Raw genomic sequence first — 17,960 nt, 5'->3', positions numbered from 1 at the left:
TCGGTAACAATAAATACGCGTTACTTCGAAGTGAAAGGGAAAGACAGCAAAACGGTTGAAATCGCTTTACCTAAAGTTGAAGGACGTATTCAGGTACAAGGAATAGTAGATCCGAATACTGTGGTTACACTAAACGACGGAACTAGTAAATCACTGAAAGAACTTACGAATAAGAAAGGATTGGTAATTTGTTTCGCCGACCCTGATAAAGAACCGACTAAACACATCTTGCAAGACCTTCCGCCGTACAGCAGTCAATTGAAGAATGGGGAGGCGTATTTTATTTGCCATACCTGACGATAAGTTAAGCAAAGCTTTCGATGCATCTGTATTCAAAGGACTACCTAAACAATCACTGTGGATGACGGATAATAACAGAGCATTGCTGAATAATGTTGCAAGGGCGTTACAGATTGATTTTTCGAATAATTTCCCTCTCACAAATCTATTTGTCCACCAATGGAGGAATCCTTTATTCCTCGCAAGGCTACAGGATAGGAATAGGGGAGAGTATTATAAAAACGATCGAAGAAGAGAAGAAGACTAAATAGAAAATAAAAAGGCAATTCAATATGAATTGCCTTTTTATTTACTTTTCTTGCTCCGGTTCGTTATTCATTCATATCTCAATGCCTCCGAAGGGCACATCTTTATCTGAGCTATCAATTGCTCGGTTGTTGCATTCTGCGGTTTTACCCACGGTCTTTCATTCGGATTATAGACCTGCGGCAATGTCCTAACACAAATGCCTGAATGCTGGCATATTTCGGGCCTCCATATGACAGTGACTTCACCGTTGGTGTATTCATTTTCTTTTCCATGTTTCGTTTTGTATTATTTAGTTGATCTTAAATTCTATCCTCGAATTACCAGACGCCTCCAATCGGGATGCCTGTCTATATATGCTGCTACGAACGGGCACAACGGCACCAAACGCAGACTTTTAGTATCAATATCTTCTAAAACCTTCTTTACTAATTGGCTACCAACACCTTGTCCTTCGAGGTCTACAGGGACTTCGGTATGAGTAAGATAGATTTCGCCATTGTTAGTTTTTATATATTCTATCTTAGGAAGGTATCCGTCGACATGAAATTCATATTGATTTTCATCAACATTATCTATTAGATCATAATTTTTCATTGCTGATATTTATTTCAGTTTGTTACTTATTTGTTAACAATCCCGAAAGGTAATTTGTTTAGTGTGCATTCTTCTTCTCCCTGTTCTTTCTCGAATCTACGATCTCATAAATGCTAATAAAGACAAATATCGATACAGATAATGCGTTGGCTACAATAAGATTAAAAAAAGGACTCAATGGGATCATTAGCAACAAGGCAAAAACCGCTATAATATGTGATTTTATTATACTATGGCAAGTAAACCATCTGTATACCATATTCGCTAACAAGTAAATTACCGGGCCGATAATTACCACAAAAACGGCCCCCATAGACATATGTCCTAATGGATGGTTTACAACCGTTCGTCAACCTACAGCACACAAAATCAATGCACCTACCAGTATTACATGTATCGAATGATATTTTAAACCGAGCAAACCGGGATTATCTACTTTCATTATCTTCTCCGCACCTGCCTCACTACTGCTGTCAAAAATATATCCACCACATAGCCAGACTGCTTATAAACGATATTAGTGCCGCCAATACGATCGGCGTAGTCCATACTTCTATTTCACTTAAGGATGCTCCCGACATCAATATTGTTTCACCAAAAGCTATAATAACAAACAACTGACTGCGTTCAGCCAGATGATGTCCGTCTATAGTCCAGTCTGTCTTGGAATAGGAACGCCCCAGAAAAGGCAGATAAAAACCGAACATCGGAGCAGTATAATCGCAGATTACGGCAATCGCCCAGAATAGCAAACGCATCTCACTTTCCTCAAATGCCCCGATTATCCAAAATACAGCTGAAATAATAAACCAGCCGAAGATACGTGTATAATTAGGGGTCAGTTGATGCTTTCTTCCAAGCATGAAAAGTATTGAACCTGTTCGTCCTACCTGAATGGCAACATAACATAAAGCAAAAATCCATCCCCTTTCCCCGAATGCTTCCGGAATAGCTGCTGCCACAAATTAGCCCCAGCATCATAAGCACAAATAAGATAGCCCGGATACTTCGTATGTTAGGATCGAACCAGTTTGTCATCCATGTGGTATGCTGCCAGCCCAGCCATACAGCAAACCACAGTACCGTACTTTGCAGGAAACCCGTAACATTAAGATGGTGTAACAGATAATGAGATAACTGGGTGACGGCGAATACATAAATCAAATCGAAAAGCAATTCCGAGAACGAAACCGTAGCTATGCCTTCACCGCGTTTGCGAAGGAGGGAATGAGAAGTATGCGAAGATTGAGACATATAATTCCTGCCGTTATTTTATAAGTTATATTATAAACGGCAGTCAATTATTTTTGTTCGAAAAAGATAAAAAAGAAAGAGCAGATCTTTTTCAAAATCTGCCCTTAATTTATATTTAGATTGGTATTAAGCTTCTCCGCCAAATTCCATAAGATAGGCCTTTATAAAATCATCCAGATCTCCATCCATCACAGCATTAACATTAGATGTCTGGTAATTTGTACGATGATCTTTTACTCGGCGATCGTCAAATACATAACTGCGTATTTGTGAACCCCATTCTATCTTTTCTTTCCGGCTTCTACTTTCGATTGTTCGCGGCTGCGCCTTTCCAATTCCATCTCATACAACTGAGACTTCAACAAACGGATAGCATTATCTTTATTCCGAACTGGGAGCGACTCTCCGTGTTTCAATTACAATCTCTTTATCTTCTCCTGTTTCAGGTCTTTGTATTTATAATGCAAACGTACTCCTGTTTCCACCTTATTACATTTTGCCCCCCCGCACCGCTGGAACGGAATGTATCCCACGTGATATCCGATTGATTGACTTCAATCTCGATAGAATCGTCCACCAATGGCACCACAAATACAGAAGCAAAGGATGTCATACGCTTACCCTGTGCATTGAAAGGAGATACACGTACCAGACGATGTACACCGTTCTCTGACTTTAAGTAGCCATAGGCATAGTCGCCTTCTACCTGTAATGTAGCTGTTTTGATTCCGGCTTCGTCACCGTCCTGCCAGTTGGTAATGGTTGTTTTATATCCTTTCGATTCGCACCAGCGTTGGTACATACGAAATAGCATAGAAGACCAATCCTGTCCTTCAGTTCCACCGGCGCCACTGTTTATTTTTAATACTGCCCCAAGCTTATCTTCTTCACGACGGAGCATATTTTTCAACTCCAGATTCTCCACCAGTTTGAGGGCATTTTCATATGCAAGTCTACTTCTTCTTCCGAAGTTATTCCTTCTTTCTGAAAATCAAATGCAAGCTGCAGTTCTTCTGTCGCACCCTTTACTTCATTATATCCTTCCAGCCATCCTTTAATCCCGCGGATAACTTTCGTTTGGGCTTCAGCAGATTTGGCATCGTCCCAAAAACCGGGAGCGTGAGTTCTTAATTCCTCTTCTTCGAGTTGTATTTTTTTCGCATCGACGTCAAAGATGCCTCCTTAACGCATCCTCGCGTTCCAACACTTCTTTGAGCTGGTCTGTTGTAATCATAAATTACCTTTTAAGTTATTATTAATTCGAGGTGCAAATTTATGAAAAAAGACCGAGCAGGCAATTTTAAGTATATAAAATAACGATATCAATAAGGGTTTTCATTTCAAGGTGCTTTATAATCTTTTCTGAAACTTGCGGATGTAGCTGTTGGAAAATCTTTTGGAACAGGTTGTGTAACTTTGCCTGTTGCCGGCCCATTCACTGCCCCGAAGCAGTAAAACCTGAAATCCTGTGCACTGCATGGAAGGGTTATTTTCAGGACTATCACCTGCATGTCCGAGCATAATATGGAATATTTTTCCTTTGCCGTATTCTACGGTAAATATAAGCGGTTCCTCTCTGTCCGAACCTCCCAGAGACGGCTCGGAATAAGCGGTATATAATAAATCTTTAATATCACCGGGACCGCGCATCCGGTCATATAATTCATCTTTACCATGTTTCCATTTAGGAGGCAGACCCTTTACAATCGGATGTTTTGTATTCCTAGCATTCAGGACATATTCGCTTTGCTGTCCATGCGATCCTCCAACCCCGGGAGAATTATCTCTTACAAGTTTATTATCTTTCCAGTATACCCAAGGGCCTGAAGATTCATTACGATTATTCCATCCACCCAAAGCAATTATTTTATTAAATTCCACCCAATCAGTAAAAGCATTATTTGCAGCATGATATACCACTACTCCTCCTCCATTACGGACATATTCCAAAAATCGGTCTTGTGTAGTCTTAGGCCAGTTATCACCGTTATAATCAAGGACAACCAGTTGATATGGAGAAAAGTCTATAATATAATTATTCATTTTTTCACCATGTTTGGGAGAAATTGAAAAATCAACAGTAAATAATCCGGAATTTTCCATAATATTCTTCAGAACAACATGGCTTACCTGCCAGTTATGATTATTTTGTCCGGTTATTATCAGCGCTTTAATAGGCGCTGTAGCAAAAGTAGATAGGGCTATAAAAAATGAAAAGACAAATAGTAAAAACTTTCTATGGGCAAATATTTTCATATGATAAAGATTTAGTTTCTACAAATATAAGAAATTCATTAAGACATTGCTATCTTAAACCTTTTCTTTGTAGAAGGATAAACTCCAATATGAGACTTTATATATAACAAAGAAGGGAGTTCTTAATAGAACTCCCTTCTCGATTTAAAACGGCGGCAACCTACTCTCCCGCTTTCGCAGTACCATCGGCACGACCGGGCTTAACTTCTCTGTTCGGAATGGGAAGAGGTGGAACCCCGGTGTTATAACCACCTGAATAACATGCAATTAATAATTATCAATGAACAATTAATAATTATCAATCGTGTATGTTAACACGATGTAAAAGAGTAAGTAAAGGTTCGATTATGATTATCTGTTCAAACCGTTGTTTTGTCCTGGGCTGCTAGCTAATGGCTTTGGGCTATAAGCTAACAGCTCCTTTTAGAAAGCGTCCGGGCAATTAGTACTACTCGGCTATGACATTGCTGCCTTTACACCTGTAGCCTATCTAGGTCGTAGTCTACAACCACCCTTAATGGATATCTTATCTTGAGGCCGGCTTCGTACTTAGATGCTTTCAGCACTTATCCGATCCGCACTTAGCTACCCGGCGATGCTCCTGGCGGAACAACCGGTGAACCAGGGGTGCGTCCAACACGGTCCTCTCGTACTAGTGTCAGATCCCCGCAAATATCCCGCGCCCACGATAGATAGAGACCGAACTGTCTCACGACGTTCTGAACCCAGCTCGCGTGCCACTTTAATGGGCGAACAGCCCAACCCTTGGGACCTGCTCCAGCCCCAGGATGTGACGAGCCGACATCGAGGTGCCAAACCATTCCGTCGATATGAGCTCTTGGGAATGATCAGCCTGTTATCCCCGGAGTACCTTTTATCCTTTGAGCGATGGCCATTCCATACTGAAACCACCGGATCACTATGCTCTAGTTTCCTACCTGTTCGGCTTGTGAGCCTCTCAGTCAAGCGTGCTTATACCATTACACTCTGCCGACGGTTACCAATCGTCGTGAGCACACCTTTAGAAGCCTCCGTTACTCTTTTGGAGGCGACCACCCCAGTCAAACTACCCACCATACACTGTTCCCGCAACTGCGGGTTAGACGTCAAACAATCAAAGGGCCGTATTTCAAGGGTGGCTCCACAAACACTGGCGTGCCTGCTTCACGGCCTCCGGCCTATCCTACACATCAAGTGCCCAACGTCAATGTAAAGCTATAGTAAAGGTTCACGGGGTCTTTTCGTCCCATCGCGGGTAATCGGCATCTTCACCGATACTACAATTTCACCGAGATCACAGTTGAGACAGTGAGAAGATCATTACACCATTCGTGCAGGTCGGAACTTACCCGACAAGGAATTTCGCTACCTTAGGACCGTTATAGTTACGGCCGCCGTTTACTGGGGCTTCAATTCAAAGCTTCTGACCCGAAAGCCATGACTTCTCCTCTTAACCTTCCAGCACCGGGCAGGTGTCAGACTGTATACTTCTTCTTTCAAATTTGCACAGCCATGTGTTTTTGTTAAACAGTTGCCTTCTCCTATTCTCTGCGGCCGACCTTTCAGCCGGCACCCTTTATCCCGAAGTTACAGGGTCATTTTGCCTAATTCCTTAACTGTGAATCGCTCGAGCGCCTTAGTATTTTCAACCCGACTACGTGTGTCCGTTTGTGGTACGGGTGCTAGACAGATTAGCGTTTAGCGGTTTTTCTAGGCAGTCTGTTTACCTGTATTATCTACGCTCCCGAAGGATTGTAGTACTATCAGTTTCAACTCTCCCGGCGGATTTGCCTACCGGAATCAACGTCTACTTCCTTTAACCAAGTAATCCGTCACTTGGCAACAGTGTCACTCCTGCGTCCCCACTTCACTCTGTATAACAGTACCGGAATATTAACCGGTTCGTCCATCGGCTTCGCCGTTCGGCTACACCTTAGGGCCCGACTTACCCTGATCCGATTAGCGTTGATCAGGAAACCTTAGTCTTTCGGCGAGGAGGTTTCTCACCTCCTTTATCGTTACTTATACCTACATTTGCTTTTCCACACGCTCCAGTAAAGCTTACGCTTTGCCTTCAAGGCGGAGTGGAATGCTCCCCTACCGATAATATTTTATCCCATAGCTTCGGTAACATGTTTATGCCCGATTATTATCCACGCACGACCACTCGACTAGTGAGCTGTTACGCACTCTTTAAATGAATGGCTGCTTCCAAGCCAACATCCTAGCTGTCTTGGTAGTCATACTTCGTTAATTCAACTGAACATGTATTTGGGGACCTTAGCTGATGGTCTGGGTTCTTTCCCTCTCGGACATGGACCTTAGCACCCATGCCCTCACTCCCGGTAATCACTTATGCCCATTCGGAGTTTATCTGGACTTGATAGGCGGCGAAGCCCTCGCATCCAATCAGTCGCTCTACCTGACATAAGTTATAAGCCGAGGCTGCACCTAAATGCATTTCGGGGAGTACGAGCTATCTCCAAGTTTGATTAGCCTTTCACCCCTACCCTCAGGTCATCCGAAAGCTTTTCAACGCTTACCGGTTCGGTCCTCCAGTTAGTGTTACCTAACCTTCAACCTGCCCAAGGGTAGATCACTTGGTTTCGCGTCTACTCCTACTGACTAAAATCGCCCTGTTAAGACTTGCTTTCGCTTCGGCTCGGAACTTCCTAGTTCTTAACCTTGCCAGTAAGAGTAACTCGTAGGTTCATTATGCAAAAGGCACGCCGTCACACTTACGTGCTCCGACCGCTTGTAGGCACATGGTTTCAGGGTCTGTTTCACTCCTCTGTTCGAGGTGCTTTTCACCTTTCCCTCACGGTACTGGTTCACTATCGGTCTCTCAGGAGTATTTAGCCTTACGGGATGGTCCCCGCAGATTCACACAGGATTTCTCGTGTCCCGCGCTACTCAGGATACTGCTAGGCTTACTGTCGGAGTCGTATACGGGATTGTCACCCTCTGTGATCGTTTTTTCCAAAACGTTCTACTTCCAACAGGTCGTGCCACGACGCAGTCCTACAACCCCAATAATGCCTAAACATTATTGGTTTGGGCTCTTCCCGGTTCGCTCGCCACTACTTCGGGAATCATTTTTATTTTCTTTTCCTCCGGGTACTTAGATGTTTCAGTTCCCCGGGTTAGCTCACTGATTAATCAGTGTAGTAACTTCTTCAGTTACTGGGTTGCCCCATTCGGAGATCCGGGGATCAAAAGTTATTTGCACTTCCCCCAGCTTTTCGCAGCTTATCACGTCCTTCTTCGCCTCTGAGAGCCTAGGCATCCCCCATGTGCCCTTTCCTACTTTCTTTATTCTTTTTTCAAAACAGTTACAAGTTACAGGTTACAGGTTACAAGTACTGATACTTGTTAGCTGTTAACTGCAAGCTGTTAACTGGTTTGTGGGTTTGAGAAGATTATTTCTAATCTTTTCTTTACTTGCTCTTGTTTTACATCATGTCAAAGATCTTCTTTTTAGTTACAAGTTACGGGTTACAAGTTACGAGTGATAATACTCTTTATTCATAATCCTTAATTCATAATTAAATCTGTGGAGAATAACGGATTCGAACCGTTGACCCCCTGCGTGCAAGGCAGGTGCTCTAGCCAGCTGAGCTAATCCCCCGTTTGTCAATTAGCTAATTGGTACATTTGCTAATTGCGATGCTATCGCATCGCGGTAGTCCCAGGCAGATTTGAACTGCCGACCTCTACATTATCAGTGTAGCGCTCTAACCAACTGAGCTATAGGACTGGCTTTACTTTCTCCCTGAAACTGAGCTGTCAGCTTCCTGGTTTCTCTTGTCAGTTAGCAGTTAACAGTTAGCAGTCATCAGTAATTTTAAATACTGGTAACTTATAACTGGTAACTCGTAACTGAGTTATATTTTTATAACAACTTCGACAGAGTGCAATACTTTCTAAAGTATTACCTTTTCGGACAGGTCTCCAGAAAGGAGGTGTTCCAGCCGCACCTTCCGGTACGGCTACCTTGTTACGACTTAGCCCCAGTCACCGGTTTTACCCTAGGACGCTCCTTGCGGTTACGCACTTCAGATACCCCCAGCTTCCATGGCTTGACGGGCGGTGTGTACAAGGCCCGGGAACGTATTCACCGCGCCATGGCTGATGCGCGATTACTAGCGAATCCAGCTTCACGGAGTCGAGTTGCAGACTCCGATCCGAACTGGGAGTGGCTTTGGAGATTGGCATCCGGTCGCCCGGTAGCTGCCCTTTGTACCACCCATTGTAACACGTGTGTCGCCCCGGACGTAAGGGCCGTGCTGATTTGACGTCATCCACACCTTCCTCGCAGCTTACGCCGGCAGTCTTATTAGAGTCCTCAGCTTGACCTGTTAGTAACTAATAATGTGGGTTGCGCTCGTTATGGCACTTAAGCCGACACCTCACGGCACGAGCTGACGACAACCATGCAGCACCTACACAGAAGCCATTGCTGGCTAACAAATTTCTTCGTTATTCTTCTGCATTTCAAGCCCGGGTAAGGTTCCTCGCGTATCATCGAATTAAACCACATGTTCCTCCGCTTGTGCGGGCCCCCGTCAATTCCTTTGAGTTTCACCGTTGCCGGCGTACTCCCCAGGTGGATTACTTATCGCTTTCGCTTAGTCACATACGGTATATCGCATACAACTAGTAATCATCGTTTACGGCGTGGACTACCAGGGTATCTAATCCTGTTTGATCCCCACGCTTTCGTGCATGAGCGTCAGTTATGGCTTAGTAAGCTGCCTACGCAATCGGAGTTCCTCGTTATATCTAAGCATGTCACCGCTACACAACGAATTCCGCCTACTTCATCCACACTCAAGGCTACCAGTTTCAACGGCAGTGTTCAGGTTGAGCCTGAAAATTTCACCGCTGACTTAATAGCCCGCCTGCGCACCCTTTAAACCCAATAAATCCGGATAACGCTCGCATCCTCCGTATTACCGCGGCTGCTGGCACGGAGTTAGCCGATGCTTATTCATAGGGTACATGCAATAGCTTACGCGTAAGCCTTTTTATTCCCCTATAAAAGAAGTTTACAACCCATAAGGCAGTCTTCCTTCACGCGATTTGGCTGGTTCAGGCTCTCGCCCATTGACCAATATTCCTCACTGCTGCCTCCCGTAGGAGTCTGGTCCGTGTCTCAGTTCCAGTGTGGGGGATAAACCTCTCAGTTCCCCTATCCATCGTTGCTTTGGTGAGCCGTTACCTCACCAACTGGCTAATGGAACGCATGCCCATCTACAACCGATAAATCTTTAACAAATATCTCCATGCGGAGCCCCTGTTTTATGCGGTATTAGTCCGGATTTCTCCGGGTTATGCCCCTGTTGTAGGTAGGTTGCATACGCGTTACTCACCCGTGCGCCGGTCGCCACCAATGTATTGCTACACCGTGCTGCCCCTCGACTTGCATGTGTTAGGCCTATCGCTAGCGTTCATCCTGAGCCAGGATCAAACTCTTCTTTGTATATTCTTTCTTTTTATACCTTCTGATCCTGTCCTCTTTCATTAAACTTATATCCTAAATCTAATTGACGGTAATACCCTGATACTATCTCTAGTATCTTGTTGCTAATTATTAATTGTTAATTATTAATTAGCATTCCTGTACTACACTCTATCTTCTGTTGTCATTTTATCAAAGATCGCTATCTCGCTCTAAAACTTTTTATATAACTGATTTGTTATATCAAATATCTAAGCTTTTTATCTCTTAAATCAGCCGCCGCTGAGTATCAAAGCGGGTGCAAAGATATGTATTTTATTTATCTATCTCCAAATATTTATCGAAGAAAAAACAAAGAAAAATAAAGTAATTTTTCAATGCTCTATAAATAAGAATATTGCAGTCTGAATATTCTTCTAATATATCGTGAAGAAATTCGGTTTAATTACGAATCCCAGCCGAATCCGTTGTCTGTATTGTTTATAATCGAGCATAGATTCTCCGTACCCATTATAGTATTGAAGAAAGAGATATTGATTATCGTCACTAAAAAGACGAATCGAAAAATTGAGCTCGATATTAGCACTCAAATTCGCACCTCCTCTTTTAGTAACAACAGCTCCTATATTGTATTTCCTTTTTGCACTGGAGTAGTCAAAAGCGAATAATCCCCATCCCGAATAATGAACAATATCCTTATTATTGGATCCGTCAACTATGGGAATCCATAATTTTGTCTGGAATGTCATACGGTCGTTCAGAGTTAAGTAACTACCAAATGATATCTTATTCCAGCTACGGGAAGCATCTCCATCCTTTCCGTTCGATTCATGCTCAAACTGCATATTTATAGTACCAAGGAATCGATTATTCCGGACCAAAGCTTTTCCAAGCCCCAAAGTTGGATTGAAGTTTAAATCCCGAAAAGGGAAAGAATCCTGAAAAACATCCCAGTAAGCTTTTTGAGTATAGGTTAAAAACAAATATGTTTTCAATGGGAGTGTACTATTCGTAATCCTGTGCATCACACTGATCTGAAATTTAACGTCAGAATTGTATTTTGTAGGCTTATGGAACATTTCGGTTCCGAGCACAAAATAGTTATCCTTGTAAATCCCAAAAGAAGGCTGTGAATCAAATTTGTTTACGATGCTGTCGGCATTACTTAGCTGCTTAGAAGGCCCAAACACCGAACCTATCAATGCATCTGTTTGATGTGAGATAAACTCCTTGACACTTTTGGTTGTATCAGAAGTATGTTTATTTACAGTAATCGTATCCTGCTGAACTGTATCATTCTGTGCATGTAGTGAAGTGAGCGCTAAGAATATTAACGCCAACAAGAGATAAAAACTCTTCATATATTCTATTAATCATTTTTTCACCAACCGAAGTAGCACCTCGTATGCTATCGGGCAAGTTTCTGTATTTTTAACAGTTAGTTTGAAAATTTGTTCAAACTTTTTTCGGTCGGTGTGAGGATATTCCCGACAGGCTTTAGGCCGGGATTCATATATGGAGCAATAATTATCGGGAAGTAAAAAAGAACAGGGCATACTTCTGAAAACATAATCCCCGTCTTCATCTATTCTAAGATACGAAGATACAACCTCAGCCGGCTTTATTCTCAAAGCCTTTGCCATACGTTCGATATCTTTATCATAGAGAGCAGGCCCTAATGTCCTGCAACAGTTAGCGCATAACAGGCAATCAATTTCATCGGATACTTCATCATGTATTTCCTGAACTTCGGTATCCATTTTTGCCAAACGTTTCTTATTCTTCTTGTAATATTGCAGAAACGATGGTTGTGCTTTTTCGGCTAAAAGCCGCAGGTTCTCATATCGTTTCATTAACCCTGTCTTCGAAACGTGTTATTTCACCTATTAACGGTACCCGCATCCGTATCTGAATATCTTCTTTGCTATATTTGTGGCCTATGAGAAACATCAATTTAGCTACGGCTGTTTCGAATGTCGCATCCGAACCGCTGATAACGCCGGCTCTCAGTAATTCGCGACCTGTCTCGTATCGCTGCATATCTACCATACCTGTATTGCACTGAGTGATATTGACGATAACTATGCCTCTTTTGACAGCTTCGCGTATAGAATCTATAAACCAAGAGGATAGGGGTGCATTTCCCGATCCGTATGTTTCGAGAATAACTGCTTTAATATTCTTCTGCATTAAAACAGCCTCTACCGTATGAGGGCTAATACCCGGAAATAACTTCAATGTAGCTATACGAGTATCGAGAAAGTAATGAAAGACCGTTTTCTTATCATAATCGGGCTGGTGGATAACCTTGCGGTCGTACCTTATCTGTATTCCCGATTTTCCAAGATTGGGGTAGTTATATGATTTGAATGCATTGAAGTTATCTGCATTTACTTTGGTTGTCCTGTTGCCTCTCAATAAGTCATTCTGAAAGAATATGCACACTTCGGGCACAATAGGATTTCCCAAAACATCTTTATCTGCAGCAATCTCAAGAGCCGTAATAAGGTTTTCTTTAGCATCAGTACGTAATTTACCGATCGGCAGTTGTGCACCGGTAAGAACAACAGGCTTATGAAGATTCTCGATCATAAAGCTAAGCGCCGATGCTGTATAGGCCATAGTATCAGTACCGTGAAGAATTACAAAGCCGTCATATTTATTATAATTACTCTCAATGACATATACTATTTTCTTCCAATGCTCCGGTGTGATATCCGAAGAATCGATAACCGGATCGAATACGATATGATCGACATGGAATCTAAAGCGTTGCAATTCGGGCAAATGGCTGTTTAGATGTGCAAAATCGAAAGGCTCAAGCGATCCTGTTACAGGATTCTCGACCATCCCGATCGTTCCGCCTGTATAGATCAATAATATATGAGCATTTATATCTATCATGTCAATTTGTAAGCTTTAGACTGGTAAAAATAATAAAATCAGGAATACACAGATATACTTTTGTAAATTATTTGATATATTTTTTGATATTATACTCTATTTTTTCGACAAATTGATTAATTTCAATATGAAGTACATCCGAAATCGAACTATATACCTTACAAATTGTAACTTCTGATGTATCCGTTTCACAAAAAATAGATTCGATTGGCAAAGAGCGTAATGTTTCTTCATTGAAATGTTCACCAAATGAAAACTTAAATCCGATTTTACCGAGTTGTGCAGCTTGCTGTGCATTTCCTCTATAGCCATGAATTATCCAGGGAATGTCTGTCTTATATTCTTTATGTAAAGCAACCAATTCATCCCATGCTTTTACACAATGAATGATAAGAGGTTTACCAACTTTTACAGCTAATTCTATTTGCTGCCTAAAAACATCTATCTGAATATTAATATCCGGGCCTTTCATTTTATCCAGTCCGGCTTCACCTATCGCTACGACCCTTTCATCAGATGCTATTTCTTCTAAAAGTGATATCTGACGTGAAATATCATCAATATACCATGGATGTATCCCGCATGAAAACCATACATCTTCATTCTCAGAAGATTTCTTCTCAAATCATCCGGGAAGGTATTTAATATATAACGGAATTTATAGCCTTCTATTTCCCGTGATCCAATGTTGTGGGTATGGATATTATACAAATACATATTTCTCTTCTTATCTCAACAAAAAACGAGGTTATTCTTATTCAGAAAACCCCGTGAATATTTAGCTATAAGTTATCATCTTTAACGGATAAGATTTATAAACTCTTCGCGGGTTTTTGCCTGATTAAATACTCCCGTAAAATCGGAAGTAGTTGTTGTAGAATTCTGCTTTTCCACTCCCCGCATCTGCATACACATATGCTGTGCTTCTATTACAACCATGACTCCTAAAGGGTTAAGCGTTTTTTGTATGCAAGCTTTTATCTGCAGTGTCATCCGCTCCTGTACCTGCAGACGGCGGGCATATACATCCACTACCCTTGCAATCTTACTAAGACCGGTGATATGGCCATTCGGAATATAAGCGACATGCGCTTTACCCCAAAACGGGAGCATATGATGCTCACAGAGTGAATAGAAATCGATATCCTTTACAATCACCATTTGCCGGTAATCTTCCTTAAAGAGGGCCTTCTGTAATATTTCCTCCGGACTTTCACAGTATCCCTTCGTCAGGAATTGCATTGCTTTTGCTACCCTCTGCGGTGTATCGAGTAAACCCTCGCGTTCCGCATCTTCTCCCAAAAGACTTATTATTTTCTTATAATGATCTGCCAGCAACTCTGTATTTTGTTCTTCTTGCATTGTGAAGATATTAATTCATCTTATAAATTAATGTACAGGACGTTTTACAACATCATCTACAACATACATCTCCCGCCCAAATCCGGGAAATGCTTTTTTCATCTCTTTCAGCATTGTGTTGGCATCCTCTCTCGTCAAAAAGTTACCTACCCGCAGACGCCAGAAAGGAGAAACAAAACTCACGACTGATTCCAGCTCAGGAAACTGTGTCCTGACCTGTGCTTGTTTTGATTCGGCTTCCCGCTTGGAACGTTGTTGATTGTTGCCTGAGAATACCTGTATCTTAAATCCTTTTACTTTTGTAAAGTTTGCCGCCGGATCGATAGCGCCTATAGTTTTTGTAGTGTCCGGAGCAATAACAGCAGCAGTCTGGCGTATGCCCAGAACATTCTGCACTGCTTCGTCCTGCATAACTTTCACATTTCCTTGTCCCCATTTGGATGTATTCAGATCATCTATTATCGTCCTGTTCCCGTTCTGTGCCACCGCAAATCCGGAAATTAGAGATAAAACAAGAAAAATATAAAGACTCTTTTTCATATCGTCCATTTTATAAAGAAAATCAATTGCAGGGAATTCTTATTCCCCTGCAATGTATATGTAGGAAGGATTAGAATCCTTCGATCACAGGGATAAATTTCTCTACATCGAGAGAAGCGCCACCGATAAGACCACCATCGATATCAGGACATGCAAACAATTCTTTTGCATTACCGCCGTTAGCACTACCTCCGTAAAGGATAGATGTATTGTCAGCTACTTCTTTTCCGTATTTATCAGCAATTGTCTGACGGATATAAGCATGCATTTCCTGAGCCTGAGCAGATGTTGCAGTAAGGCCTGTTCCGATAGCCCAAACCGGCTCGTATGCAATAACGATCTTAGAGAAATCTTCAGCTGAAAGTTCGAAAAGTGCATCTACAGTTTGTTCTTAACTACGTCGAAATGTACATTCTTTCTCTTTCGTCTTTAGTTTCACCAATACAGAAAATCGGGCTGAGTCCATTAGCTAATGCCAGCAATACTTTTCTTTAAGGATTGCATCTGTTTCACCGTAATATGTACGACGTTCAGAGTGTCCCAATATTACATATTTAGCACCTGTAGAAGCCACCATATCAGCAGATACCTCTCCGGTATAAGCACCCGAAGCCTTGTCCGCACAGTTCTGAGCGGCTACTCCCAATTTTGTAGATGATGCAACGCTAGCAAGATGAATAAACGGAGTTCCGATAATTACATCCCATTTCAATGCTTTACCGGCAAGAGCAGCTTCAAGGTCTTTTGCAAAAGCAACTCCTTCCTGTAAATTCTTATTCATTTTCCAGTTTCCTGCAACAATGTTCTTTCTCATGATTAATGTGTTTTTATTATATTTATTATAGTGTAAACGTATTTTATTCCTGAATATTCTCCTCTTCCACAGCAGCAGCCTCTTTTCGCTTTCTTCTGAAAAACAGCAAGTCTAATCCTTTAAGCCCTAATAACGGTACTAAGAATGTTAGGCATACATAAAAGAGATGCTTTCTATCCTGACTTCCTTCGTCAATCAACTGACCGTAAGACAATTCATTTAAAGGCTTAACCAGATCTTCTTCTGCAGGAACATCTATATCAGGCCATTTGTTGATAACGATACCGCCTTTTAACAATACCAGTCCGGGGTTTGGAACGGATGACGGTTTTTATTGCCCGCTCATCCATCGAGCAAAATCTGAAATTGATCACATTCTCATCCGACCATTTATTATCTCATCGGTCGTGGGATGATGTAACGCAATAGAATTTATAGCCGTCATATTTAGCATATTCATTCACATCTTCGAAACTACTGAGATATGACATATTGATATCTTCCAGAGATGATGAGAACATCAGGAAAACATAATTGCTGTCCGATAAAACTTCCGTAGTAATATCATTCTGTGCAATTATCTCTGTTTTTTTTGCATCGAAAACCAGTTCATTTATAACAAAGTCCTTTATCGGAGATTCCTCTCCTTTTTTCAATACTTCGGTTTCCATCCTGACAAATACCCATGTACTGTTTCCCATGGATGTTATCTTCGGTAAACTCCTTTTCTACTCCGTCTTTAGCATATAACAACATTGTCTTTTCCTCGCGTCCTTTACCTTCGTCTATTCCATTTAGTTCGGGAATATTTGCGCCGATTCTGTAAGGACGGAAGTCGAATAATGGTTCATATATATAATTACGGAAAGTGAAAAGACTGATAAAGATGATGATATATAAAAAGGCCAGCCAGTAAGTTTTTCCTGTAAAAAGATTGCTAATCTTTTCGGGATATATAAAGACAACAGCAGCACATAATAACAGAACTATATTCTTATAGAATGTCTGCCAGTTGGTAATAATAAGGAAATCTCCGAAACAGCCGCAGTCATCTACCGGATTAGCTATTGCAAGATAGAAAGTGAGAAAAGTCATAAAGACCATTACTATCAAAGTCAATCGTGAATTCCAACGACGGTATATTCCGAATAACATACAGGCTCCCATAGCAAATTCAATAATTCCCTGCAATGCAGATAGAGGAAAAGACATAAAAGAAAGAGAAGTAAGACCGAAGGCTGCAAAATAATCTTCTATTTTATAAGCAGTGCCGAAAGGATCGACAGTCTTTACAAAGCCCGAAAATATAAAGGTAGCGCCCAGAATGATTCTGGAAATCTCAACTAATATCTTTATACCTTTATCTCTCATCTTTGTCCGCTAATCAATTTTCTTCGTCCGGAAATTCAAGCTTTATAAGGCCGAACAATGAATAATTGATCATATCCATATAATTGGCCTCTATTCCTTCCGACACGATTGTTTTACCTTTATTCTCTTCTATCTGTTTTGTGCGGTATATCTTTGTAAGTATAAGGTCTGTATATGAACTGATGCGCATAGAGCGCCAAGCCTCGTCATAATCATGATTTTTGGCATACATCAGTTCTTTTGTCTCGGTCATATGTTTATCATATAACGCTAAGACTTCGTTTTCGTTCATATCAACACTATCGGCAAAACCTTCTTCCAGTTGAATAAGGCCTATAATACCATAGTTTACAATACCGATAAACTCCGGGGCGATTCCTTCATCTATCAGGCTCATACCCTTCTCTTCTATGCTCCTGATACGCTTAGCCTTAATCAGTATCTGATCTGTAACCGACTGAGGGCGCAGTATACGCCACGAAGCACCGTAATCCTTTAATTTCTTTGCAAAAAGGCTACGGCAGATTGCAATTACATGCTCAAATTGCTCTTTGGTTTCTGCCATGTTGATATCTCATTTTTCAGAGCACAAAGGTAGGAAAAATAGTTTAATGTATTGTTTTGTTCGTTTGCCAATTAATGGTGATCAATGTGCCAATTAGCAAATATGTAAATATGCCAATGGCGCAAAGCGGTGGAAATAATTCACCACCATCATTTATTAACATTAATTAACCATATTTAGTTAAAAGGTAACAAAAGTAACGTATTTGTCACTTTTTCTTCCATTCTAAAGATTCTATAATACCCTTATATCGTCCCGCAAGAATTCCACAATGGGTGCCACAGAATCGG

14 protein-coding genes, 2 tRNA genes, 3 rRNA genes and 4 pseudogenes are annotated in these 17,960 nt (G+C 41.4%); 2 read left to right on the top strand and 21 right to left on the bottom strand.

The features are described 5' to 3' along the window. Window positions 1-297, top strand: a pseudogene (locus K348_RS19465) (transglutaminase domain-containing protein); the annotation flags it as partial. After that, window positions 266-547: a hypothetical protein gene (locus tag K348_RS19460; RefSeq protein ID WP_029906338.1), complete on the top strand. Its 282-nt coding sequence runs from the start codon at window positions 266-268 to the stop codon at window positions 545-547. The pseudogene K348_RS19465 and the gene K348_RS19460, both read left to right, overlap by 32 nt. 68 nt (window positions 548-615) lie before the next feature. On the opposite strand, the gene K348_RS0115490 is transcribed toward K348_RS19460, so the two are convergent. The 21 genes and pseudogenes from K348_RS0115490 to K348_RS0115400 all read right to left on the bottom strand — a co-directional run bounded on the left by K348_RS0115490 (window position 616) and on the right by K348_RS0115400 (window position 17,670). Next, entirely contained in the window at window positions 616-780 is a 165-nt protein-coding gene (locus K348_RS0115490; protein ID WP_051697941.1) for a (4Fe-4S)-binding protein, read from the bottom strand. A gap of 75 nt (window positions 781-855) precedes the next feature. Beyond that, on the bottom strand, window positions 856-1,143 hold the full coding sequence (locus K348_RS0115485; RefSeq protein WP_029905116.1) for a GNAT family N-acetyltransferase: 288 nt from the start codon (window positions 1,141-1,143) through the stop codon (window positions 856-858). Between the two features lie 473 nt (window positions 1,144-1,616). After that, window positions 1,617-2,397 (bottom strand): annotated as a pseudogene (locus K348_RS19580) (low temperature requirement protein A). A gap of 126 nt (window positions 2,398-2,523) precedes the next feature. Further along, window positions 2,524-3,631, bottom strand: a pseudogene (prfB, locus tag K348_RS18550) (peptide chain release factor 2). A 116-nt stretch (window positions 3,632-3,747) separates the two neighbouring features. Continuing rightward, window positions 3,748-4,653: a ThuA domain-containing protein gene (locus K348_RS18545; RefSeq protein ID WP_231496809.1), complete on the bottom strand. Its 906-nt coding sequence runs from the start codon at window positions 4,651-4,653 to the stop codon at window positions 3,748-3,750. Between the two features lie 147 nt (window positions 4,654-4,800). Beyond that, window positions 4,801-4,909, bottom strand: a 5S ribosomal RNA gene (rrf, locus tag K348_RS0115465). A gap of 166 nt (window positions 4,910-5,075) precedes the next feature. Beyond that, window positions 5,076-7,966: ribosomal RNA gene (locus K348_RS0115460) — 23S ribosomal RNA — on the bottom strand. Window positions 7,967-8,207: 241 nt separating this feature from the next. Beyond that, window positions 8,208-8,281: transfer RNA gene (locus tag K348_RS0115455), tRNA-Ala, on the bottom strand. A 55-nt stretch (window positions 8,282-8,336) separates the two neighbouring features. Beyond that, window positions 8,337-8,410: transfer RNA gene (locus K348_RS0115450), tRNA-Ile, on the bottom strand. Between the two features lie 198 nt (window positions 8,411-8,608). Then, a 16S ribosomal RNA gene (locus K348_RS0115445) occupies window positions 8,609-10,135 on the bottom strand. Together the 16S, 23S and 5S rRNA genes with 2 tRNA genes alongside form the textbook arrangement of a ribosomal RNA operon. Window positions 10,136-10,530: 395 nt before the next feature. Then, on the bottom strand, window positions 10,531-11,475 hold the full coding sequence (locus K348_RS0115440) for a phospholipase A (protein ID WP_029906334.1): 945 nt from the start codon (window positions 11,473-11,475) through the stop codon (window positions 10,531-10,533). 12 nt (window positions 11,476-11,487) lie between these two features. After that, complete coding sequence (locus tag K348_RS0115435; RefSeq protein ID WP_029906332.1) at window positions 11,488-11,967, bottom strand: YkgJ family cysteine cluster protein; 480 nt, start codon at window positions 11,965-11,967, stop codon at window positions 11,488-11,490. Further along, window positions 11,954-13,018, bottom strand: coding sequence for an asparaginase (locus K348_RS0115430; protein ID WP_029906331.1), 1,065 nt, complete (start codon window positions 13,016-13,018; stop codon window positions 11,954-11,956). The genes K348_RS0115435 and K348_RS0115430 overlap by 14 nt, the downstream gene beginning before the upstream one ends. A 67-nt stretch (window positions 13,019-13,085) precedes the next feature. Next, window positions 13,086-13,571 carry a TatD family hydrolase gene (locus K348_RS19085; RefSeq protein ID WP_231496810.1) on the bottom strand — a complete coding sequence of 162 codons (486 nt, stop codon included), beginning with the start codon at window positions 13,569-13,571 and terminating at the stop codon, window positions 13,086-13,088. A 245-nt stretch (window positions 13,572-13,816) separates the two neighbouring features. Beyond that, complete coding sequence (folE, locus tag K348_RS0115420; protein ID WP_029906328.1) at window positions 13,817-14,380, bottom strand: GTP cyclohydrolase I FolE; 564 nt, start codon at window positions 14,378-14,380, stop codon at window positions 13,817-13,819. Window positions 14,381-14,407: 27 nt separating this feature from the next. Continuing rightward, window positions 14,408-14,920 (bottom strand): SPOR domain-containing protein, encoded by a 513-nt coding sequence (locus K348_RS0115415; protein WP_029906327.1) that lies wholly within the window; start codon window positions 14,918-14,920, stop codon window positions 14,408-14,410. Between the two features lie 70 nt (window positions 14,921-14,990). Beyond that, window positions 14,991-15,734: pseudogene (gene tpiA / locus K348_RS18540) on the bottom strand (triose-phosphate isomerase). Window positions 15,735-15,777: 43 nt separating this feature from the next. Beyond that, window positions 15,778-16,032, bottom strand: coding sequence for a hypothetical protein (locus K348_RS19455; protein ID WP_231496808.1), 255 nt, complete (start codon window positions 16,030-16,032; stop codon window positions 15,778-15,780). Between the two features lie 100 nt (window positions 16,033-16,132). Continuing rightward, window positions 16,133-16,405 (bottom strand): hypothetical protein, encoded by a 273-nt coding sequence (locus K348_RS19450; RefSeq protein ID WP_231496807.1) that lies wholly within the window; start codon window positions 16,403-16,405, stop codon window positions 16,133-16,135. Continuing rightward, on the bottom strand, window positions 16,344-17,105 hold the full coding sequence (locus K348_RS19445) for a BT_3928 family protein (RefSeq protein WP_231496806.1): 762 nt from the start codon (window positions 17,103-17,105) through the stop codon (window positions 16,344-16,346). The genes K348_RS19450 and K348_RS19445 overlap by 62 nt, the downstream gene beginning before the upstream one ends. A 13-nt stretch (window positions 17,106-17,118) precedes the next feature. After that, window positions 17,119-17,670: a DUF1599 domain-containing protein gene (locus K348_RS0115400; protein WP_029906326.1), complete on the bottom strand. Its 552-nt coding sequence runs from the start codon at window positions 17,668-17,670 to the stop codon at window positions 17,119-17,121. Window positions 17,671-17,960 lie beyond the last annotated feature (290 nt).

It is taken from the genome of Prevotella sp. 10(H), from assembly GCF_000711235.1.
Taxonomy (GTDB): Bacteria; Bacteroidota; Bacteroidia; order Bacteroidales; family Dysgonomonadaceae; genus Dysgonomonas.
This window is presented reverse-complemented; position numbering and strand designations above follow the sequence as displayed.